This window comes from Pseudomonas sp. P2S-1, assembly GCF_057197725.1.
The window spans coordinates 2,811,144-2,832,227 of the sequence record NZ_CM170068.1 but is presented as its reverse complement, the minus strand read 5'-3'; the positions used below and the strand labels follow the sequence as shown (position 1 = coordinate 2,832,227).

Below are 21,084 nucleotides of genomic sequence, written 5' to 3'. Positions count from 1 at the left end.
CCATTAGGAGTGAAAACAAGGTATGAGCACCATCGAAGAACGCGTCAAGAAAATCGTTGCCGAGCAACTGGGCGTCAAGGAAGAAGAAGTGAAGCCAGAGTCTTCCTTCGTTGACGATCTGGGTGCCGATTCCCTTGATACCGTTGAGCTGGTGATGGCTCTGGAAGAGGAATTCGAAACCGAGATTCCTGACGAAGAAGCCGAGAAGATCACTACTGTTCAAGCTGCTATCGACTACGTCAACAGCCACCAGGCTTAAGACTTTTGTAGTCGTCGCTTCTTGTCAGGGAAAAACCGCACTGCCTTTGCCGGCGTGCGGTTTTTTCTTTGCAAGAGATGTAGACATATAGAAAAAGGAGAGCGCTGTGTCGCGTAGACGCGTCGTGGTCACCGGTATGGGCATGCTGTCGCCACTGGGTACCGATGTACCGAGCACCTGGCAGGGCATTCTGGCTGGCCGCAGTGGCATCGGTCTGATCGAGCATACTGACCTTTCAGCCTATTCCACCCGCTTCGGTGGTTCGGTGAAGGGCTTCGATGTCGAGCAGTACCTGTCGCTCAAGGAAGCTCGCAAACTCGACCTGTTCATCCAGTACGGCCTGGCGGCCGGTTTCCAGGCAGTGCGCAATGCCGGCCTGGAAGTCACCGATGCCAACCGTGAGCGCATTGGCGTGGCCATGGGCTCGGGTATCGGCGGCCTGACCAATATCGAAGAAACCAGCCGTACCCTGCATGATCAAGGCCCGCGGCGCATTTCGCCGTTCTTCGTGCCGGGTTCGATCATCAACATGATTTCCGGCTTCCTGTCCATTCACCTGGGTGTACAGGGGCCTAACTATGCCATCGCCACGGCCTGCACCACCGGTACCCACTGTATCGGCATGGCGGCACGCAACATCGCCTTCGGCGAAGCCGACGTGATGATTGCCGGCGGTGCCGAAATGGCCGCCTGCGGACTGGGCATGGGCGGCTTCGGTGCCTCGCGGGCGCTTTCGACCCGCAACGACGACCCGACCCGTGCCAGCCGTCCGTGGGACAAGGGCCGTGACGGTTTCGTCCTGTCCGACGGTTCCGGTGCCCTGGTCCTGGAAGAGCTGGAGCACGCCAAGGCCCGTGGTGCGACCATTCACGCCGAGCTGGTCGGCTTTGGCATGAGCGGTGACGCCTACCACATGACCTCGCCACCGGAAGATGGCGCCGGCGCTGCACGCTGCATGGCCAACGCCCTGCGTGATGCGCAGATCGATCCGGGCCAGGTCAACTACATCAACGCCCACGGCACCTCGACCCCTGCGGGCGACCTGGCCGAAGTGGCAGCGATCAAGTCGGTGTTCGGCGAGCACGCCTACAACCTGGCGGTCAGTTCCACCAAGTCCATGACCGGTCACCTGCTGGGTGCGGCGGGCGCGGTAGAGGCGATCTTCAGCGTTCTGGCGATCAACAGCCAGGTAGCGCCGCCGACTATCAACCTAGACGAGCCGGATGTCGGTTGCGACCTCAACTTCGTACCGCACGAAGCGCGCAACATGCCGATCGACGTGGTGCTGTCCAACTCGTTCGGTTTTGGCGGTACCAACGGTTCGCTGGTGTTCCGTCGGTTCGCCGGCTGATGCAGGCCTGGGTCGATGGGCAGAGCGCCGATACCCTGGCGCTGCAAAGCCGCGGCCTGGCCTATGGCGATGGTCTGTTCGAGACCATCGCCGTCAAGGCGGGGAAGCCCTCGCTGCTTGACTACCACCTCGATCGCCTGGCGTCCGGTTGCCGGCGCCTGGCCATCGAGGCCGATTTCCAGCTGATCCGCGACGAGTCCTGTCGGTACGCCGCCTTGCTCGGCGACGGCGTGCTCAAGCTGATCCTGACCCGTGGCGACAGCCAGCGTGGCTACGCCGCCGCCGCCGACGCCATGCCGCGGCGAATCCTCCAAGGTAATCCGGCACCTGTGTATCCCGCTGAAAATGCCGAGCAGGGCGTCAGCCTTTTCCCCTGCCGTACCCGCCTGGCCGAACAGCCACTCCTGGCCGGCCTCAAGCACCTCAATCGCCTGGAGCAGGTACTGGCCCGTGCCGAGTGGCAGGGCACTGAATACGCTGAAGGATTGATGCTGGATATGTCCGGCCGGGTCATCGAAGGGGTCTACAGCAACCTGTTCCTGGTGCGTGGCGGGCGCCTGCTCACTGCCGACCTGAGTCGCTGCGGCGTGGCTGGCGTCATGCGTGCCGCGCTGCTGGACGCTGCGGCCCGCGAAGGCATCGTCGCCGAGGTCCGCGACCTGAGCCTCGACGACCTGGAGCAGGCTGATGAATTGTTTCTCTGCAACAGTGTCTACGGTGTCTGGCCGGTGCGTTCATTTGCGTCGCTGAACTGGTCGCCGGGGCCTCTCACCCGTAAACTGCAGGCCATTGCCCGTACGCTACTGGATGCCTGATTTTGAGACGTAAATTGTTGCTGCTGCTGGAGGTCGTGCTGATCCTCGGTGGCCTGGTGCTTGGGTATTCCGCCTGGAAAGTCAGTGCCTCGGTTGACCAGTCGCTGCATCTGGGTGGCGTGGAACTGCTGGATGTCCCCACCGGCACCAATCCCAACCGCATGTTCTATCGCATGGAAGGTCAGGGTCTGATCAAGGACGCCTTCTGGCTGCGCCTTTACTGGCGCTTCAACATGGCTGGCACCGCCCTGCATACCGGCGAATACCGCATGACCCCCGGCATGACCGTGCGCGACCTGTTCGACGCCTGGCGACGTGGCGACGTGGTCCAGTACAACCTGACCCTGGTCGAGGGCTGGAATTTCCGTCAGGTCCGCGCGGCGCTGGCCAAGCATGAAAAGATCAAGCACACCCTCGACGGCATGAGCGATGCCGAGGTGATGGACGAGCTCGGTCACCCTACCGTCTTCCCTGAAGGTCGCTTCTTCCCCGATACCTACAAGTTCGTGCGTGGCATGAGCGACGTCGAGCTGTTGCAGCAAGCCTATGCGCGCCTTGAAGAGGTGCTGGCGAAGGAGTGGGCCGATCGCCCCGCCGAGCTGCCGTATCGTGACCCTTACCAGGCGCTGATCATGGCTTCGCTGGTAGAGAAGGAAACCGGCGTACCCCAGGAGCGTGGGCAGATCGCCGGGGTCTTCGTGCGGCGCATGCAGATCGGTATGCAACTGCAGACCGATCCCACCGTCATCTACGGCATGGGCGAACGCTACAACGGCAAGATCACCCGTGCCGACCTGCGCGAGCCGACGCCCTACAACACCTATGTGATCAGCGGCCTGCCGCCGACGCCGATCGCCATGGTCGGTCGTGAGGCGATCCATGCCGCGCTCAACCCCGTGCCCGGCAGCAGCCTGTACTTCGTCGCCCGTGGCGATGGCAGCCATGTCTTCTCCGACGATCTCGACGCGCACAACTCGGCGGTCCGCGAGTACCAGTTGAAGCGCCGCGCCGACTATCGTTCCAGCCCGGCCCCGCAGAACGGCAACGGCAATGGCAAGAGCCTGCCGGACGTCCCCGTGCAGCAGGAAGCGCCTGCCGTGCCGCCGGCCATCGGCCCGGCCGAAGCACCTGCCGAAGCGCCGGACAGCGGCGATGCCCCCAAGCAATGACCATTTTCGAGGACGCTGAGTGAGCGGTTTGTTTATTACCCTGGAAGGCCCGGAAGGCGCCGGCAAAAGCACCAACCGCGACTACCTGGCCGGGCATCTGCGCGACCAGGGCCTGGACGTGCTGCTGACCCGCGAGCCGGGCGGCACGCTGCTGGCCGAGCGGATCCGCGAGCTGCTGCTGGCACCCAGCGATGAAAAGATGGATGCCGACACCGAGCTGCTGCTGGTCTTCGCCGCCCGCGCCCAGCACCTGGCCGAGGTTATTCGTCCGGCCCTGGTCCGTGGCGCGGTTGTCCTCTGCGATCGCTTCACCGATGCCACCTACGCCTATCAGGGCGGTGGTCGTGGCCTGAGCGTCGAACGCATCGCCACCCTGGAGCAATTCGTCCAGGGCGGGCTGCAACCCGACCTGACCCTGCTGTTCGATCTGCCGGTGGAAGTCGGCCTGTCCCGCGCCGCCGCCCGTGGTCGCCTGGACCGCTTCGAACAGGAAGGCCAGGCCTTCTTCGAAGCCGTGCGCCAGGCCTATCTGGAGCGCGCCAAGGCCGATCCGCAACGCTATCGCTTGATCGACGCGGCCCAGCCGCTGGCCGCCGTGCAGCAATCGCTGGATGGCCTGGTCGGGCAGATCGTGGAGCGCTGCCGTGGCTGAGGCCTACCCGTGGCAGGCGGCGCTCTGGCAGCAACTGGCCGGGCGCGCCCGGCATGCCCACGCCTACCTGCTGCACGGCCCGCAGGGCATCGGCAAGCGGGCCATGGCCGAGAACCTGATGGCGCTGCTGCTGTGCCAGCGCCCCGCGGAGCTCAAGGCCTGTGGCCAGTGCAAATCGTGCATGCTCCTGGCGGCCGGCAGTCACCCGGACAACTACATGCTGGAGCCGGAAGAAGCGGACAAGCCGATCAAGGTCGACCAGGTCCGTGACCTGGTCGGCTTCGTCACCCAGACCGCCCAGCTTGGCGGACGCAAGGTGGTGTTGATCGAGCCCGTCGAGGCGATGAACGTCAATGCCGCCAACGCCTTGCTCAAGAGCCTCGAAGAGCCTTCCGGCGACACCGTGCTGCTGCTGGTCAGTCACCAGCCGAGCCGCCTGCTGCCGACCATCAAGAGCCGTTGCCAGCAAATTGCCTGTCCGCAGCCGAAGGAGGCCGAGAGCCTCGCCTGGCTGGCCGCAGCGCTGCCGGAGTGCGAGGAGCAGGAGCGTGTCGAGCTGCTGAGCCTGGCCGCCGGTTCGCCGCTGATGGCGGTCAACCTGCAGGCCCAGGGCGTGCGCGAGCACCGTGCCCAGGTGGTCGATGGGGTAAAGAAACTGCTCAAGCAGCAGCAATCGCCGACCCAACTCGCTGAAGCCTGGAAGGATGTGTCATTGCTGCACCTGTTCGACTGGTTCTGCGACTGGTCGAACCTGGTCCTGCGCTACCAGTTGACCCAGGACGAGGAAGGCCTGGGCCTGCCCGATATGCGCAAGGTGGTGCAATACCTCGCGCAGAAAAGCCCGCAGGGCAGGGTGCTGGAGATCCAGGACTGGATTCTCGAGCAGCGCCAGAAGGTCCTCGGCAAGGCCAACCTCAACCGCGTGCTGCTGCTCGAAGCCTTGCTGGCTTCCTGGGCGATGTTGCCGGGCCAGCGCTGAGTTCTTCAATTTCCCTTTTCAGACCGTGATTTCGCCATGCTCGTAGATTCCCATTGCCACCTCGACCGTCTTGATCTCGCTGCCCATGATGGCTCCCTGGATGCCGCGCTTGCGGCAGCGCGGGCGCGTGGCGTCGGGCATTTCCTGTGCATCGGGGTCAGCGCCGACAACGCCGCCCAGGTCAAGGCCCTGGCCGAGCAGTACGCCGATGTCGATTGCTCGGTGGGCATCCATCCGCTGGACCTGGCGCCCGGCGAAGCGCCGGCGCTGGACTGGCTGCTGCAGGAGCTGAACCATCCGAACGTGGTGGCGATCGGCGAGACCGGCCTGGACTATCACTACGAGCCGGAAGCGGCCGAGCTGCAGCAGGCCTCGTTCCGCCTGCACCTGGAGGCCGCACGGATCACCGGCAAACCGGTGGTTATCCACACCCGCGCCGCCCGGGCCGACACCCTGACCCTGCTGCGCGAGGCCGCCTTGCCCCAGGCCGGCGTGCTGCACTGCTTCACCGAGGACTGGGACATGGCCAAGGCCGCCCTGGACCTCGGCTACTACATCTCCCTGTCCGGCATCGTCACCTTCCGCAATGCTGACGCCCTGCGCGACGTGGCCCGCCAGGTGCCGGCCGATCGCCTGCTGGTGGAGACCGATTCCCCTTATCTGGCGCCGATTCCCCATCGCGGCAAGCCGAACCTGCCGGAATACGTGCGTGATGTCGCCGAGTTCATCGCCCTGGTACGCGGTGAGCGCTACGAGCAACTGGCCGAGCAGACCACCGAGAATTTCCGCCGGTTGTTCCCGCTGGCGCGAGTGCGGCAGGCCTGAGGCCGGCGAACGGGCAAAAAAAACCCGGGTTCTGGGGGAGGAATCCGGGTTAAGACCATTAGGAGTAAAACAAAGGCGAGCGCTCCTTGTTCACCTTTATCGGCAGGACACTTGGGGGGATATGCCCCGCCAACAATTCAAGTATTAATCAGGATTGATGGGCTTCCAGCGAACATTGCTCGTTTTTTAAACAGATTTGGAATACGCCCGGCGCTGCTGAGAGCGCATCGCTCCTGGCAAAGGTTCTCGAACGCGGGGACATGCTTGGATGATCCGTGCATTTTCCCGCAAGTTAGGCATAATACCTGGCTTCGATTTTGATCAGTCCTTCTTATGCAGAAAGAACCTCGCAAGGTCCGTGAATTTCGTCGCCGTGAGCAAGAGATTCTCGATACCGCCCTCAAGCTGTTTCTCGAACAGGGTGAAGACAGCGTCACCGTCGAGATGATCGCTGATGCTGTGGGTATCGGCAAAGGCACGATCTACAAGCACTTCAAGTCCAAGGCGGAGATCTACCTGCGCCTGATGCTCGACTACGAGCGCGATTTGAACCAGTTGCTGCACTCCGCCGATGTCGACCGCGACAAGGAAGCCCTGTCGCGCGCCTACTTCGAATTCCGCATGCGCGATCCACAGCGTTACCGCTTGTTCGATCGCCTGGAAGAGAAGGTGGTCAAGGGCCATCAGGTGCCGGAGATGGTCGAGGAACTGCACAAGATCCGCGCCTCCAACTTCGACCGCCTGACCCTGCTGATCAAGGGCCGCATCAGCGAAGGCAAGCTCGAAGATGTGCCGCCGTACTTCCACTACTGCGCCGCCTGGGCGCTGGTGCACGGCGCCGTGGCGCTGTACCACTCGCCGTTCTGGAGCAATGTCCTGGAAGACCAGGAAGGCTTCTTCCAGTTCCTGATGGACATCGGCGTGCGCATGGGCAACAAGCGCAAGCGTGACCCGGAGCCGTCCGCCAGCTGATATCCGCTGGCGACACGTCCGCTATTGGATGCGACGGCACAGGAATATACTTGGAGGGTAGGCTTGCAAAAACCTGATTTTTGAGTCAGGTTTTGCAGGCCCGATTCACCCATGCCGGAGTAATCCATGATCGTCGACCGTCAAGGCAGGCGTTTTCGCAATCTGCGTGTCAGCCTTACCGCCGCCTGCAACTACGCGTGCACCTACTGCGTGCCCGACGGCAAGCGCCTGGTCGCCGCCCAGGACGAACTCTCCGCCGAGGCCATGGCCCGTGGCGTGGCCTGGTTGATCGAGGCGGCCGGCATCGAGCGTTTGCGGGTGACGGGGGGCGAGCCGCTGGTCAGTCCCAAGCTGGAAACCTTCCTGACCACCGTGGCCGGCTTCGGCCTCGACGACATCAGCCTGACCACCAATGGCCAGTTGCTTGCGCGCAAGCTGCCGCTGCTGGTGGATGTTGGCATCCGCCGTCTCAACGTGTCCCTCGATACCCTCGATCCCCAGGCCTTCCGTGCCATTGCCCGCGGTGGCGATCTGGCGACGGTGCTCGACGGCATGGCCCAGGCGTCGGCGGCGGGCATGAAGATCAAGGTCAACATGGTGCCGCTGCGCGGGCAGAATCTTGACCAGGTCCTGCCGCTGCTGGAGTACTGCCTGGAGCACGGCTACGAGTTGCGCTTCATCGAACTGATGCGCATGGGCCATCTGGCCCGGGACAACAATGCCTTCCTGCAGCAGTTCGTCGGTCTGGAAACCTTGCTGCAGGTGATCGGCGAGCGCTATGAGTATGCCCAGGCCGAAGCGCCGATCGACGCCACCGCCTTGCGCTACCGCATCCCGGGGCAGGGCTGCTTCGGGGTGATCGCCAACGAAAGCGTGCCGTTCTGCCGGACCTGTTCCCGCCTGCGCCTGTCCTCCACCGGCTGGTTGCACGGCTGCCTGTCGTCAAGCAACCGCCACTACATCGGCGACCTTCTCGATCGTCCTCGCCACCTGGCCCTCCCGGCCTTGCAGGGCCTGCTGGTCAAGGCCATCGGCGACAAGCAGAGCGTGGCCTTCTCTGGCGGCGCCACTGTGATGAAGATCATCGGCGGCTAATCCTCCAATCAATCTGGAACAGAACCTGCATCAGCGGGCTGTTCGCCGGTTTTCCGTCGCCGGCCTCTGGAGGAAAGATGCGTAGCCTGGTTCTGCTGCTGGCGTTCATCACGCTGGGCGGCTGCATGACTGTCAGCGACATGGGTGAGGCCACCCGTTATCACATGAGTGATGCCGGCTTCCTGGATCACGCCAACACCCAGCGCTCGATGTCGCTGCGCCTGCAACCCGACTCGTTCATTTTCATTGCCCAGGGGGTGTTCGTGCCGCCGGGCCGGGCGTATCCGCGTCCCAACGTGGTGGCGGAGGAGGCCTTCAAGGGCTTCGTCGAATACTTCCCGCTGGTGCGTCGCGCGCAAGGGCCGATTGGCCTGGAGGATGCGCTGGCTGAAGCTCGCTCCGTCGGCGCCCACTACCTGCTCTACACCCGTTTCGCCCGGGCGGACAACCGCATCGGCAACGGCGACGAGTGGTATGACGAACAGGCCGTGGATCGCCTCGGCATCGATACCGGCACCATTCAGATGATGCTGATCGAAACCAGCACCCGCTACCTGATAGACACCGCGCGTATCCACACCCGTGGCGGTTTGCTGACGTTCCACGACAACAAGCCGGAAGATTTGATTGGTCCTCCCCTGGAAGACTACGCTCGTGCCTTGTTGGGCTTGAGCAACTGAGGAGTATCGAACATGGCTGACACGGGCAAGGCCGGTGACCTGCTGGCGCAAATCCCCAAGGCGGAAAAAGGCTTGCCGCCCGTGCACCTGTGGAATCCGGATTTCTGCGGCGATATCGACATGCGTATCGCCCGGGATGGCACCTGGTTCTACCAGGGTACGCCGATCGGCCGCAAACCCATGGTGCGCCTGTTCTCCACCATCATTCGCCGTGACGCTGACGATTACTTCCTGGTAACGCCGGTGGAGAAGGTCGGGATCAAGGTCGATGATGCGCCGTTCGTGGCGGTCAGCGTGGACGTGCAGGGCAGTGGCGAGGCGCAGGTGCTGCGCTTCACCAGCAATGTCGAGGATCAGGTCGAGGCCGGTCCCGGGCATCCGCTGCGTTTCGTCATCGATCCCGTGACCCAGGAGCCATCGCCCTACGTGCATATGCGCGCCAATCTCGAAGCGCTGATCCATCGCAATGTGTTCTACGAACTGGTGGAGCTGGCGGTGTCTCGTGAGATCGAAGGCGAGGCCTGGCTCGGCGTGTGGAGTTCCGGAGAGTTCTATCCGATCGGGCGGCTTTGAGCTGCAAGCCGTAAGTCTCAAGCTGCAAGAAAAAGCGATTGCGCCGCTGACTGCTTTTTCTTACGGCTTGAAGCTTGCGGCTTGCGGCTGAAATAAAAAACCTCCAGTGCTTGCGCATCTGGAGGTTTTCAGTATTTGGCTCCGCGACCTGGACTCGAACCAGGGACCCAATGATTAACAGTCATTTGCTCTACCGACTGAGCTATCGCGGAATCTGTGGCGTATCTTACTGATTACCAAAGGGAAGTCAAGCTTCCCCTTGGCAAATATCGCTTACAGCACGTCGACGATGGCTTTGGTCACCACGTGGATGTTGCTCTGGTTCAGGGTGGCCACGCAGATGCGGCCGGTGTCCAGGGCGTAGATGCCGTATTCGGCCTTCAGCCGCGCCACTTGCTCAACGCTCAGGCCCGAGTAGGAGAACATGCCGCGCTGGCGGCCGACGAAGCTGAAATCACGCTTGGCGCCGTATTCGGCCAGCAGTTCGACCATCTGCTTGCGCATGCCGTGGATGCGGCCACGCATTTCGCCCAGCTCGGTTTCCCACATCTGACGCAGCTCGGCGCTGTTCAGTACGGCAGCGACGATGCTGGCGCCGTGGGTTGGCGGGTTGGAGTAGGTGGTGCGGATCACGCGCTTGACCTGCGACAGCACACGAGCTCTTTCTTCCTTGGCGCTGGTGACGATCGACAGGGCGCCGACGCGCTCGCCGTACAGCGAGAACGACTTGGAGAACGAGCTGGAAACGAAGAACTCCAGGCCCGATTCGGCGAACAGGCGCACGGCGAAGGCGTCTTCGGCGATGCCATCGCCAAAGCCCTGGTAGGCCATGTCGAGGAACGGCACGTGGCCCTTGGCCTTGACCACTTCCAGAACGTTTTTCCAGTCCTGCAGGCTCAGGTCGACGCCGGTCGGGTTATGGCAGCAGGCGTGGAGGACGATGATCGAACCCGATGGCAGGTTGTTCAGGTCTTCCAGCATGCCGGCGCGGTTGACGTCGTTGCTCGGGGCGTCGTAGTAGCGGTAGTTCTGCACCGGGAAGCCGGCGGTTTCGAACAGCGCGCGGTGGTTTTCCCAGCTCGGGTCGCTGATGGCGACGACGGCGTTCGGCGACAGTTGCTTGAGGAAGTCGGCACCGATCTTCAGGGCGCCGGTACCACCGACGGCCTGCACGGTGACCACGCGGCCTTCGGCCAGCAGCGGCGACTCGGCACCGAACAGCAGTTTCTGCACGGCCTGGTCGTAGGCGGCGATACCGTCGATCGGCAGGTAGCCGCGGGAAGCGTGCTGGGCGGCACGTTGGGTTTCGGCTTCGATGACCGCACGCAGCAGTGGGATGCGTCCTTCTTCGTTGCAGTAAACGCCTACGCCGAGGTTGACTTTCTCGGTGCGGGTGTCGGCGTTGAATGCTTCGTTGAGGCCCAGAATGGGATCGCGTGGTGCCAGCTCGACAGCGGAAAACAGGCTCATTATTACCTTGGCTCTGAATGGAGGGTGAGTAGGGTCCGCACGCTCCAGCCGAATGCACTAGAGCGGTGCACAAACGGGGAGTCAGTATAGTGATACCGCTCGGTCACGGCGACAGTCTGCCGCAGCTTTTCCGGCTGTTTCCGGGAATATTTTTCGACCGTTAGTCGAATCCCCCGGTCAACCGTGGGTGCCCGGTCTTGAAACTGGCGCAGAGCGCCTTTAATTGGGTATAACTACTGGCTAAAAATACAGTTAGCTGTATCCGCACTTGCGCAGAGGTCCGTCATGTCCGAGTTTCAACTGGTCACCCGTTTCCAGCCGGCCGGCGATCAGCCGGAAGCCATCCGCCTGATGGTCGAAGGCATCGAGGCGGGGCTGGCGCACCAGACCCTGCTCGGCGTGACCGGCTCGGGCAAGACCTTCAGCATCGCCAACGTCATCGCCCAGGTGCAGCGCCCGACCCTGGTGCTGGCGCCGAACAAGACCCTCGCCGCGCAGCTGTACGGCGAGTTCAAGGCGTTCTTCCCGAACAACTCGGTCGAGTATTTCGTTTCCTATTACGACTACTACCAGCCGGAAGCCTATGTGCCGTCGTCGGACACCTTCATCGAGAAGGACGCCTCGATCAACGACCATATCGAGCAGATGCGCCTGTCGGCCACCAAGGCCCTGCTGGAGCGGCGCGACGCCATCATCGTAACCACGGTGTCCTGCATCTACGGTCTGGGCAGCCCGGAAACCTACCTGAAGATGGTCCTGCACATCGACCGCGGCGACAAGCTCGACCAGCGCGCCTTGCTGCGCCGCCTGGCCGACCTGCAATACACCCGCAACGAAATGGACTTTGCCCGCGCCACCTTCCGCGTGCGTGGCGATGTCATCGACGTGTTCCCGGCCGAATCGGACCTGGAAGCCATCCGCATCGAGTTGTTCGACGACGAGGTGGAAAACCTCTCGGCCTTCGATCCGCTGACCGGCGAAGTGATCCGCAAACTGCCGCGCTTCACCTTCTACCCCAAGAGCCACTACGTCACCCCGCGGGAAACCCTGCTGGAGGCGGTGGACGGGATCAAGGATGAGCTCAAGGACCGCCTGGAATACCTGCACAAGGCCAACAAGCTGGTGGAAGCCCAGCGCCTGGAGCAGCGCACCCGCTTCGACCTGGAGATGATCCTCGAGCTGGGCTACTGCAACGGCATCGAAAACTACTCGCGCTACCTCTCGGGCCGCCCGGCCGGTGCGCCGCCGCCGACCTTGTACGACTACCTGCCGCCAGATGCGCTGCTGGTGATCGACGAATCCCACGTCAGCGTTCCGCAGGTCGGGGCGATGTACAAGGGCGACCGTTCGCGCAAGGAAACCCTGGTGGAATACGGCTTCCGCCTGCCCTCGGCGCTGGACAACCGGCCGATGCGCTTCGACGAGTGGGAGAGCGTCAGCCCGCAGACCATTTTCGTTTCCGCGACGCCGGGGCCTTACGAGGCGGAGCATGCCGGACGGGTGGTCGAGCAGGTGGTGCGGCCGACCGGCCTGGTCGACCCGCAGGTGGAAATCCGCCCGGCGCTGACCCAGGTCGACGACCTGCTCTCGGAAATCCGCAAGCGCGTGGCGCTGGAAGAGCGCGTGCTGGTCACCACCCTGACCAAGCGCATGGCCGAGGACCTGACCGACTACCTCGCCGACCACGATGTCCGGGTGCGCTACCTGCACTCGGATATCGACACGGTGGAGCGGGTCGAGATCATCCGCGACCTGCGTCTGGGCACCTTCGACGTGCTGGTGGGGATCAACCTGCTGCGCGAGGGCCTGGACATGCCCGAGGTGTCGCTGGTGGCGATCCTCGATGCGGACAAGGAGGGCTTCCTGCGCTCCGAGCGTTCGTTGATCCAGACCATTGGTCGGGCGGCGCGCAACCTCAATGGCCGGGCGATTCTCTATGCCGACCAGATGACCGGTTCGATGCAGCGGGCGATCGACGAGACCGAGCGGCGCCGGGAGAAGCAGATTGCCTTCAACGAGGCCAACGGCATCGTGCCCAAGGGTGTGGTCAAGGACATCACTGACATCCTCGAAGGCGCCAATGTCCCTGGCTCGCGGAGCAAGAAGCGCAAGGGCATGGCCAAGGCGGCGGAGGAGAGTGCCAAGTACGAGGCCGAATTGCGGTCGCCGGGGGAGATCACCAAGCGCATCAAGCAGCTTGAGGAGAAGATGTACCAGCTGGCGCGGGACCTGGAATTCGAAGCAGCGGCGCAGATGCGCGACGATATTGCCAAGTTGCGTGAGAAGCTGATTACCGCCTGAAGTTCTTTATCGCTCTTGAGGGCCTCATCGCTGGCAAGCCAGCTCCCACAGGTATCGCGTGCACCGCGGACCTTGTGGGAACTGGCTTGCCAGCGATAGGGCCCTGAAGGTCAATGCGCCTCTCCAGCCTTGAGCCCCTGCGGCAGCTTCCGGGTCATCAACACCGCAATCATGCTGATCGCCAGCCCGATCCCGACAAAATGGAAGGCATCGTTGTACGCCATGATCAGCGCCTGCTGATGGGTAATCTCGCTCAACCTTCCCAATGCCGCGCCATCGCTGCCCAGCTTCTCCGCCAGTTGCCCCAAGCGTTCCGCCACCTGCGGATTGGTCGGCACCACCGCTTCGCGCAAATAGTCGAAATACACTTTGGTCCGCGCATCCAGCAGCGTCGCCAGCAAGGCGATACCAATGGCCCCGCCAAGGTTGCGCAGGATATTGAACAGACTCGACGCCGACCCCGCATCCTGCGCCTGGATATAGGCCGTGGCGATCAACGAGATGGTCACCATGATCATCGGCTGCCCCAGGGCACGAATGATCTGGATGTTGTTGAACTGCGCGCCGGCAAAGTCCGGATTGAGCACCCCGGAGCTGAAGCTGGCAAAGCCGAACAGGCCAAAGCCCAGCGCACACAGCACCTTCGGCGCAATCACCTTCATCAGCTTGGGCACCAACGGGATCAGGAACAGCTGCGGAATCCCCATCCACATGATCACTTCGCCGATCTGCAAGGCGTTGTAGTTCTGGATCTGCGCCAGGTACAGCGGCAGCAGGTAGATCGAGCCATACAACCCGACCCCCATGCCCAGGCTGGCAATGCTCGACAGCCCGAAATTGCGGTTGCCCAGAATACGCAGGTTGATCAGCGGGTTGGGCCGGGAGAACTGGATGATGACGAAGGTGATCAGGCTGACCAGGGCAATACTGCCGAGGCCGACGATCAGGCTCGATTCCAGCCAGTCCTTGCGGTGGCCTTCCTCGAGGAACACCTGCAGGCAACCCAGGCCGACGCCCAGGGTGACGATGCCGGCGTAGTCCGTGCTTTTCAGCAGTTCCCAGTGCGCTTCCTTCTTCTCCAGGCCGTACATCAGGCCGGCGATCATCAGCAACCCCGGCGGGATGTTGATGTAGAAGATGTACTCCCAGCCCCAGTTCTCCGTGAGCCAGCCACCCAGCGCCGGGCCGATGGACGGGGCGAAGGTGGCGGTCATGGCAAACATCGCCATGCCCTTGGCGCGGTGGTGTTCCGGCAGCTTGATCAGGGTCAGGGTGAAGGCCAGGGGGATCAGTGCACCGCCGGTGAAGCCCTGCAGGGCGCGGAACAGGATCATGCTTTCCAGGTTCCAGGCCATGGAGCAGAGCAGCGACGACACCAGGAAGCCGAGCGACACCCACACCGCCAGGCGCCGCGCCGAGAGCAACTGCACCAGCCAGGCGGTGAGCGGGATCATGATGATCTCGGCCACCAGATAGGACGTGGAAATCCACGAGCCTTCCTCCAGGGTCGCCGACAGCGCGCCCTGGATATCCTTCAGCGAGGCGTTGGTGATCTGGATATCGAGCACAGCCATGAACGCACCGAGCATCGCACTCATGACCGCGATCCAGTCGCGCCGGCTCGGTTCGCCGACGGGACGGATCAGTTGATCACCGGCCATCGCTGCGCAGGTCGACGGTGGCGGTGACCGACATGCCCGGACGGATGCGGCCATGCAACGGGTTGTTGGCGGCGAAGGTCAGCTTCACCGGAATCCGCTGTACGACCTTGGTGAAGTTACCGGTGGCGTTATCCGGCGGCAGCAGGCTGAACTGCGCGCCCGAGGCGGCGAACAGGCTGTCGACGCGGCCTTCGATCGGGGTGTCCGGGTAGCTGTCGAAGACCAGTTCGGCGCGCTGTCCGGGTTGCATCTTGCCGATCTGGGTTTCCTTGAAGTTGGCCTGAACCCAGATGTCCTGGTCCGGGACGATGGACAGCAGGTAGGCGCCGTTCTGTACGTACTGGCCGTCGCGGGCGGCGCGCTGGCCGACCATGCCGCTGATCGGCGCGTGGATTTCGCTGCGGGTCAGGTTCAGCTCGGCCTGGGCCAGGTCGGTGCGGGCGGTGGCGATCTGCGCATCGAGGCGCTTGAGTTCGGCCTCCAGGGCGCTGACCTGCTGGCGCTGGCCCTGCAGGTCGGCCTGGGCCTTGCTCACCTGGGAACGGGCGACATTGCTCTCCGCCGACAGGGTGGTGACCCGTTCCTCGGACACGAAGCCCGGCTTGCGCAGGGCCTGGGCGCGGTTCAGGTCCAGTTGCGTGCGGCCGAGGGTGGCCTGGCTCGCCGACACCTGGGCCTGGCCGGCGGCGATCAGGCTGGACTGCTGGGTCAGCCGGCTTTCCGCCTGCAGGCGTTCGGCCTGGCGGGTATCGAGGGTGGCGCGGGCGCGCTCGACGGCGAAGCGGAAGTCATCGGACTCCAGGCGCACCAGCAGGTCGCCTTTCTGCACATGCTGGTTGTCCTGTACCAGCACGCTGTCGATGCGTGCGCTCAACTGGCTGGAAACCCGGGTGATCTCGCCCTGGACATAGGCGTTGTCGGTGCTTTCATAGAAGCGTCCCTTCAAATACCAATGGGCAAAGAAGGCGAGGGCAACCATCAGGACCAGGAAAAGAAAAATGAGCAGGCGACGCTTGAGTTGGGCAGGCATGAGGACGATCGTTCCGAAAATGTAAGCAAATTTAACAAATATTGGATCCAGCGACGCAAGTGACGATCACGCCCATTACTGGAGCCCGGCGCCTGCACCCTGTTAACATCCCGCCTTTGTTTCACCTCTTCTCGAGACTCTCATGACCACCGTTCGTACGCGCATCGCGCCTTCGCCGACTGGCGATCCCCATGTCGGCACCGCCTACATCGCCCTGTTCAACTACTGCTTTGCCAAGCAGCACGGCGGCGAGTTCATCCTGCGTATCGAAGATACCGACCAGTTGCGTTCGACCCGCGAATCCGAGCAACAGATCTTCGACGCCCTGCGCTGGCTGGGCATCGAATGGGCCGAAGGCCCGGATGTCGGCGGTCCGCACGGCCCTTACCGGCAGAGCGAGCGGGGCGAGATCTACAAGCAGTACGCCCAGCAACTGGTTGACCTGGGCCACGCCTTCCCGTGCTTCTGCACCGCCGAAGAGCTGGACCAGATGCGTGCCGAGCAGATGGCCCGCGGTGAAACCCCGCGCTACGACGGCCGCGCGCTGCTGCTGTCGGCGGAAGAGGTGCAACGCCGCCTGGCCGCCGGCGAGCCGCACGTGATCCGCATGAAGGTGCCGAGCGAGGGCGTCTGCGTGGTCCCGGACATGCTGCGTGGCGACGTCGAGATCCCGTGGGACCGCATGGACATGCAGGTCCTGATGAAGACCGACGGTCTGCCGACCTACTTCCTGGCCAACGTGGTCGACGACCACCTGATGGGCATCACCCACGTCCTGCGCGGCGAAGAGTGGCTGCCGTCGGCGCCGAAGCTGATCAAGCTGTACGAGTACTTCGGCTGGGAACAACCGAAGCTGTGCTACATGCCGCTGCTGCGCAACCCGGACAAGAGCAAGCTGTCCAAGCGCAAGAACCCGACCTCGGTGACCTTCTACGAGCGCATGGGCTTCATGCCCGAAGCCATGCTCAACTACCTGGGTCGCATGGGCTGGTCGATGCCGGACGAGCGCGAGAAGTTCTCCCTGGCCGAGATGGTCGAGCATTTCGACCTGTCCCGCGTTTCCCTGGGCGGTCCGATCTTCGATATCGAGAAGCTGTCCTGGCTCAACGGCCAGTGGCTGCGTGACCTGCCGGTGGAAGAGTTCGCCGCACGGGTCCAGAAGTGGGCGTTCAATAGCGACTACATGATGAAGATCGCCCCGCACGTGCAGGGCCGGGTCGAGACCTTCAGCCAGATCGCTCCGCTGGGCGGCTTCTTCTTCGAAGGCGCGCTGAAGCTGGATGCGAAGCTGTTCGAGCACAAGAAGCTGTCGCCGGACCAGGTACGCCAGGTGATCCAGTTGATCCTGTGGAAACTGGAAAGCCTGCGTCAGTGGGAAAAGGACCGCATCACCGGTTGCATCCAGGCCGTGGTCGAGGCCCTGGAGCTGAAGCTGCGTGACGCCATGCCGCTGATGTTTGCGGCGATCAGCGGCCAGGCCAGCTCGGTCTCGGTACTCGACGCCATGGAAATCCTCGGCCCGGACCTGACCCGCTACCGTCTGCGCCAGGCCCTGGACCTGCTGGGCGGCGTGTCCAAGAAAGAAAACAAGGAATGGGAGAAGCTGTTGGGCACCATCGCCTGATTGCCTTCACCCGTTTTTTTCGCGGGGCGAGCCTTCTACCTTCGGCACTTGGCCGGGGCAGGGGGCTCGCCCCGCGGTCGTTCAGGCCACCGCCGAAAGGCGCGGGACCCAGCAAACACGGGGCTTTTCCCGCTTGGGGACGGTAAGTGGTTGTTATCTGGGAAAAAATTTTTGAATTTCTTTGAAAATAAGTTTGACAGGTCTGTCATCCGCTCTTAATATGCGCCCCGTCCACAGCGATGAACGAAAACGAAACGCGAAGCACCCAGCCAAGCGAATCAAGTTCAGAGCGACATTGTGGGGCTATAGCTCAGCTGGGAGAGCGCCTGCATGGCATGCAGGAGGTCAGCGGTTCGATCCCGCTTAGCTCCACCAAATTCCGCTTGGCAGCCGAGGCTGACAAGCAAGACCGGGTCCAGCAACCGGGTCTTGAAGGTAAGAAGGTTCGTCCCCTTCGTCTAGTGGCCTAGGACACCGCCCTTTCACGGCGGTAACAGGGGTTCGAGTCCCCTAGGGGACGCCAGTTTCACACAAGCGATATCGAAAGAGGTCGCTGGGCCGCGAGGCTAGAAATCCGGGGCTATAGCTCAGCTGGGAGAGCGCCTGCATGGCATGCAGGAGGTCAGCGGTTCGATCCCGCTTAGCTCCACCAATTCCGCCAGGATTCGTGAAAACGGATCTGCACGAAGGTTACAAGTCCCCTTCGTCTAGTGGCCTAGGACACCGCCCTTTCACGGCGGTAACAGGGGTTCGAGTCCCCTAGGGGACGCCATTTTATCCGCTCTGCGGAATTTCAAGGCTCATTCGATTATTGAATGAGCCTTTTGTTTTTTCCCGCGAAAAAGTTTTTGCCTTGGGGCGACAAGCGGCCGGGGAAAAGACTTGCCAGAAAATATTATGAGCATAATATTAAGCCCATAATATTTTCCGGTGAGCGTCATGAACGACAAGAAAGCCAAGACCCGCGAACGCATCCTCGATGCCGCCCGTTGTGCGTTGATCCAGCAGGGCCCGGCCGATGCCAGCGTCAATCAGGTAATGGGCGCTGCCGGCCTGACTGTTGGCGGCTTCTATGCCCACTTCGACAGCAAGGAAGCGCTGATGCTCGAGGCCTTCAGCCAGTTGCTCGGCGAGCGCCGTGCCTTGCTGGCCCAGGTCGACCCGGCGCTGGATGGCCAGTCCCGGCGGGCCCTGGTCGCCGCCTTCTACCTGTCGCGCAAGCACCGCGATTCCACGGTGGATGCCTGCCCACTGCCGACTACCCTGAGCGAGATGACCCGCCTGCCCGACGACTTTCGCCAGGTCCTGGCCGAGCATATCGAGCTGATGACCGCCGAGCTGGTGGACAGCCCCGAAGACGCCGACAAATTCCTCGCCGACCTCGCCCTGATGGTCGGCGGCCTGGCCCTGGCCCGCGCCCTGGGTAACGATGAACTGTCCGATCGCATTCTGCGCGCCGCCAAAACAGCGGTGATCTGAAACAACCCCACTGGAGCGAAGCGATGAATACCCTGAGCTGGATTCGTGGCGTCAATGGCACCCTGGGGCGACTGGTCCCTGGGCATATCGCCAGCAAGATGCACCGTGCCTTCATGACCCCCTACACCAAGCCGCCGCGTGAGTGGGAGTTGCCGATCCTGGCGACGGCGGAGCGCATCACCCTGCGCTTCGGTCTTTCCGCGCTGCGTTGGGGGCAGGGTCCGACGGTGTTGCTGATGCATGGTTGGGAAGGACGCCCGACCCAGTTCGCCCGGCTGATCGAGGCGCTGGTCGAGGCGGGCTATACCGCTGTCGCGCTGGATGGTCCCGGCCATGGTCGCTCGCCGGGCGCGGAGGCGCATGTTGGACTGTTCGCCAGGGCAATGCTGGAAGCGGCGGCCGAGTTGCCGCCGTTGAAGGCGGTGATCGGTCACTCCATGGGCGGCGCCAGCATGCTGCTTGCCCTGCAATGGGGGCTACGGGCCGAGGCCGTGGTCAGCATCGCTGCGCCTTCGCGGTTGATCGGCGTCCTGCGCGGCTTTGCCCGCCGCCTGAACCTGCCGCCGCGGGCCCGTGCGGCGTTTATCCGCAAGGTCGAGCGCGATGTCGGGGTGGCTATCGAACATCTGGATGTCAAGGGCTACCAACTGGATCTGCCTGGATTGATCGTGCATGCCAAGGACGATCAGCTGGTTTCCGCCCGGGAAGCGCAACTGATGCACGAGGCCTGGTTCGATAGCCGCCTGCTGATGCTGGAGGAGGGCGGTCACCAGCGCGTGCTGGCCGATCCCCAGGTCATCGCCGGTGTGCTCGACCTGTTGCAGCGCACGGCGATGCCATTGCGCCAATCGGCCTGATCATCCGTTACACTCATGCCCGTTCATCACAAACGGGAGCGGGCATGAGCTGGGATCTGGCAACGCCATTCGTCATCGACCTGCGGGTGGGTGCCGAGGATATCGACGGACTGGGGCACGCCAACAACGCGGTCTACGTCACCTGGCTGGAGCGTTGTGCCTGGCGCCATTCCCAGCGTCTGGGGCTGGACCTGGCCGAGTATCGTCGCCTCGATCGTGCCATGGCTGTAGTCCGCCATGAAATCGACTACCTTGCCAGCGCCTACGAAGACGACGAGCTGCAACTGGCGACCTGGATCGTCGACTGGGACCAGCGCCTGAAAATGACCCGGCACTTCCAGCTGGTCCGTCCGAGCGACGGCACCACCTTGCTGCGGGCCCAGACCACCTTCGTCTGCATTGAGTTGTCCACAGGCAAGCCCAAGCGCATGCCGCAGGAATTCCTCGAGGGTTATGGTCAGGCGTTGCTGGAAAAGCAGGCGTGATACGGCAGGCGCTCGATGGCGATGAGATGACCGTGCGCCGGGTCGTGGAAGCGGCTTATCTGCCGTATGTCGAGCGTATTGGTGTGCGACCCGGGCCGCTGGATGATGATTATGGTGATCTGATTCGGCGGGGGCAGGTCTGGCTGCTGGACGATTGCGCGGTGCTGGTGCTGTGTCCCGAGCCGGCGGCGATGCTGCTGTCCAATGTGGCCGTGGACCCGGCTTGCCAGGGGCGGGGGCTTGGCCGACAACTGGTCGACTTCGCTGAAGCCCGTGCCCGCGAAGCCGGGTTTTCCCTGATCCGCCTGTACACCAATGCCGCCATGACCGGGAATGTGGCGCTCTACCAGCGCCTTGGCTACCGCGAAACCCATCGCGGCAGCGAGCATGGCTTCAACCGGGTGTTCATGGAGAAGGTTTTGGCTTGAGCATTTCCCGGATCTTCTGAATGAAGGACCGCCTTTTCCGGGGCGGCTCTGGCAAGCGCAATCCCGGCCCGGAAGGCGGGTCAGGTTCGAAGTTGAGAAGGTCGTAGTTGTGTTTTCTGATCTGCATGTCCTGTTCCCTGGCCGATGGTGTGCTGGTGCTGGTTGTTGGCAAAGAACGTGGACATGTGATCGATCTCCTTCAGATTTGACGTGCGCGGACCCTGTGGGAGCTGGCTTGCCAGCGATAGCGGTAGTGAATTCACCATCGCTATCGCTGGCAAGCCAGCTCCCACAGGGTCCCGCAGTACTTTCAAGATAAACTGTGCGCCTGTCATGTCGGCCTCTTCCTATGTGGCTGTAGGAAGCATCCCCGTTTACC

Annotated in this window: 20 protein-coding genes and 5 tRNA genes; 21 read left to right on the top strand and 4 right to left on the bottom strand. The window is 62.8% G+C overall.

Annotated features, from left to right (window positions below):
• Positions 1 to 22 precede the first annotated feature (22 nt).
• From acpP to AC2CQI_RS12260, 11 genes are all read left to right on the top strand, one after another.
• Entirely contained in the window at positions 23 to 259 is a 237-nt protein-coding gene (acpP, locus tag AC2CQI_RS12310) for an acyl carrier protein (RefSeq protein ID WP_075803891.1), read from the top strand.
• 106 nt (positions 260 to 365) lie between these two features.
• Positions 366 to 1,610, top strand: coding sequence for a beta-ketoacyl-ACP synthase II (fabF, locus tag AC2CQI_RS12305; RefSeq protein ID WP_484580313.1), 1,245 nt, complete (start codon positions 366 to 368; stop codon positions 1,608 to 1,610).
• Positions 1,610 to 2,425: an aminodeoxychorismate lyase gene (gene pabC, locus AC2CQI_RS12300; RefSeq protein ID WP_075803893.1), complete on the top strand. Its 816-nt coding sequence runs from the start codon at positions 1,610 to 1,612 to the stop codon at positions 2,423 to 2,425. Before fabF ends, pabC begins: the two co-directional genes overlap by 1 nt.
• Positions 2,426 to 2,427: 2 nt before the next feature.
• Positions 2,428 to 3,594 carry an endolytic transglycosylase MltG gene (gene mltG, locus AC2CQI_RS12295; RefSeq protein ID WP_484580312.1) on the top strand — a complete coding sequence of 389 codons (1,167 nt, stop codon included), beginning with the start codon at positions 2,428 to 2,430 and terminating at the stop codon, positions 3,592 to 3,594.
• Between the two features lie 19 nt (positions 3,595 to 3,613).
• Positions 3,614 to 4,246, top strand: a complete 633-nt coding sequence (gene tmk / locus AC2CQI_RS12290) for a dTMP kinase (protein WP_484580311.1) — start codon at positions 3,614 to 3,616, stop codon at positions 4,244 to 4,246.
• A complete protein-coding gene (locus AC2CQI_RS12285) occupies positions 4,239 to 5,225 on the top strand; it encodes a DNA polymerase III subunit delta' (RefSeq protein WP_484580310.1) in 987 nt (328 codons plus the stop codon). Before tmk ends, AC2CQI_RS12285 begins: the two co-directional genes overlap by 8 nt.
• Before the next feature lie 36 nt (positions 5,226 to 5,261).
• The gene (locus AC2CQI_RS12280; protein WP_484580309.1) at positions 5,262 to 6,050 is read left to right on the top strand and encodes a TatD family hydrolase; all 789 of its coding nucleotides are present in this window, start codon (positions 5,262 to 5,264) and stop codon (positions 6,048 to 6,050) included.
• A 333-nt stretch (positions 6,051 to 6,383) separates the two neighbouring features.
• On the top strand, positions 6,384 to 7,022 hold the full coding sequence (locus AC2CQI_RS12275) for a TetR/AcrR family transcriptional regulator (RefSeq protein ID WP_075803898.1): 639 nt from the start codon (positions 6,384 to 6,386) through the stop codon (positions 7,020 to 7,022).
• A 126-nt stretch (positions 7,023 to 7,148) separates the two neighbouring features.
• Positions 7,149 to 8,117 (top strand): GTP 3',8-cyclase MoaA, encoded by a 969-nt coding sequence (locus AC2CQI_RS12270; RefSeq protein ID WP_484580308.1) that lies wholly within the window; start codon positions 7,149 to 7,151, stop codon positions 8,115 to 8,117.
• Between the two features lie 77 nt (positions 8,118 to 8,194).
• Positions 8,195 to 8,797 carry a DUF4823 domain-containing protein gene (locus AC2CQI_RS12265; RefSeq protein ID WP_075803900.1) on the top strand — a complete coding sequence of 201 codons (603 nt, stop codon included), beginning with the start codon at positions 8,195 to 8,197 and terminating at the stop codon, positions 8,795 to 8,797.
• A 12-nt stretch (positions 8,798 to 8,809) separates the two neighbouring features.
• The gene (locus tag AC2CQI_RS12260) at positions 8,810 to 9,370 is read left to right on the top strand and encodes a DUF1285 domain-containing protein (protein WP_075803901.1); all 561 of its coding nucleotides are present in this window, start codon (positions 8,810 to 8,812) and stop codon (positions 9,368 to 9,370) included.
• 136 nt (positions 9,371 to 9,506) lie between these two features.
• Here AC2CQI_RS12260 and AC2CQI_RS12255 read toward each other — a convergent pair.
• Together AC2CQI_RS12255 and AC2CQI_RS12250 are read right to left on the bottom strand one after the other, a co-directional pair.
• Positions 9,507 to 9,582, bottom strand: a tRNA-Asn gene (locus tag AC2CQI_RS12255).
• 61 nt (positions 9,583 to 9,643) lie between these two features.
• Positions 9,644 to 10,840, bottom strand: a complete 1,197-nt coding sequence (locus AC2CQI_RS12250) for an amino acid aminotransferase (RefSeq protein WP_484580307.1) — start codon at positions 10,838 to 10,840, stop codon at positions 9,644 to 9,646.
• A 285-nt stretch (positions 10,841 to 11,125) separates the two neighbouring features.
• Between AC2CQI_RS12250 and uvrB the strand changes: the two genes are divergently transcribed.
• Entirely contained in the window at positions 11,126 to 13,141 is a 2,016-nt protein-coding gene (uvrB, locus tag AC2CQI_RS12245) for an excinuclease ABC subunit UvrB (protein ID WP_075803903.1), read from the top strand.
• 110 nt (positions 13,142 to 13,251) lie between these two features.
• Here uvrB and AC2CQI_RS12240 read toward each other — a convergent pair whose 3' ends face one another.
• Together AC2CQI_RS12240 and AC2CQI_RS12235 are read right to left on the bottom strand one after the other, a co-directional pair.
• Positions 13,252 to 14,802: an MDR family MFS transporter gene (locus AC2CQI_RS12240; protein WP_484580306.1), complete on the bottom strand. Its 1,551-nt coding sequence runs from the start codon at positions 14,800 to 14,802 to the stop codon at positions 13,252 to 13,254.
• Positions 14,792 to 15,832: an HlyD family secretion protein gene (locus tag AC2CQI_RS12235; protein WP_484580305.1), complete on the bottom strand. Its 1,041-nt coding sequence runs from the start codon at positions 15,830 to 15,832 to the stop codon at positions 14,792 to 14,794. The genes AC2CQI_RS12240 and AC2CQI_RS12235 overlap by 11 nt, the downstream gene beginning before the upstream one ends.
• 142 nt (positions 15,833 to 15,974) lie before the next feature.
• On the opposite strand from AC2CQI_RS12235, the gene gltX reads away from it, so the two are divergent.
• From gltX to AC2CQI_RS12190, 9 genes are all read left to right on the top strand, one after another.
• A complete protein-coding gene (gene gltX, locus AC2CQI_RS12230) occupies positions 15,975 to 17,456 on the top strand; it encodes a glutamate--tRNA ligase (protein WP_075803906.1) in 1,482 nt (493 codons plus the stop codon).
• Between the two features lie 299 nt (positions 17,457 to 17,755).
• Positions 17,756 to 17,831, top strand: a tRNA-Ala gene (locus tag AC2CQI_RS12225).
• Positions 17,832 to 17,903: 72 nt separating this feature from the next.
• A tRNA-Glu gene (locus AC2CQI_RS12220) sits at positions 17,904 to 17,979 on the top strand.
• Between the two features lie 53 nt (positions 17,980 to 18,032).
• Positions 18,033 to 18,108: transfer RNA gene (locus AC2CQI_RS12215), tRNA-Ala, on the top strand.
• A 44-nt stretch (positions 18,109 to 18,152) separates the two neighbouring features.
• Positions 18,153 to 18,228, top strand: a tRNA-Glu gene (locus tag AC2CQI_RS12210).
• Positions 18,229 to 18,395: 167 nt separating this feature from the next.
• Positions 18,396 to 18,935, top strand: coding sequence for a TetR/AcrR family transcriptional regulator (locus tag AC2CQI_RS12205; RefSeq protein WP_484580304.1), 540 nt, complete (start codon positions 18,396 to 18,398; stop codon positions 18,933 to 18,935).
• A gap of 23 nt (positions 18,936 to 18,958) precedes the next feature.
• Positions 18,959 to 19,792 (top strand): alpha/beta fold hydrolase, encoded by an 834-nt coding sequence (locus AC2CQI_RS12200; protein ID WP_075803908.1) that lies wholly within the window; start codon positions 18,959 to 18,961, stop codon positions 19,790 to 19,792.
• A 44-nt stretch (positions 19,793 to 19,836) separates the two neighbouring features.
• Positions 19,837 to 20,277, top strand: a complete 441-nt coding sequence (locus AC2CQI_RS12195; RefSeq protein ID WP_075803909.1) for an acyl-CoA thioesterase — start codon at positions 19,837 to 19,839, stop codon at positions 20,275 to 20,277.
• Positions 20,274 to 20,705: a GNAT family N-acetyltransferase gene (locus AC2CQI_RS12190; RefSeq protein WP_081430264.1), complete on the top strand. Its 432-nt coding sequence runs from the start codon at positions 20,274 to 20,276 to the stop codon at positions 20,703 to 20,705. Before AC2CQI_RS12195 ends, AC2CQI_RS12190 begins: the two co-directional genes overlap by 4 nt.
• The last annotated feature ends 379 nt before the right edge of the window (positions 20,706 to 21,084 follow it).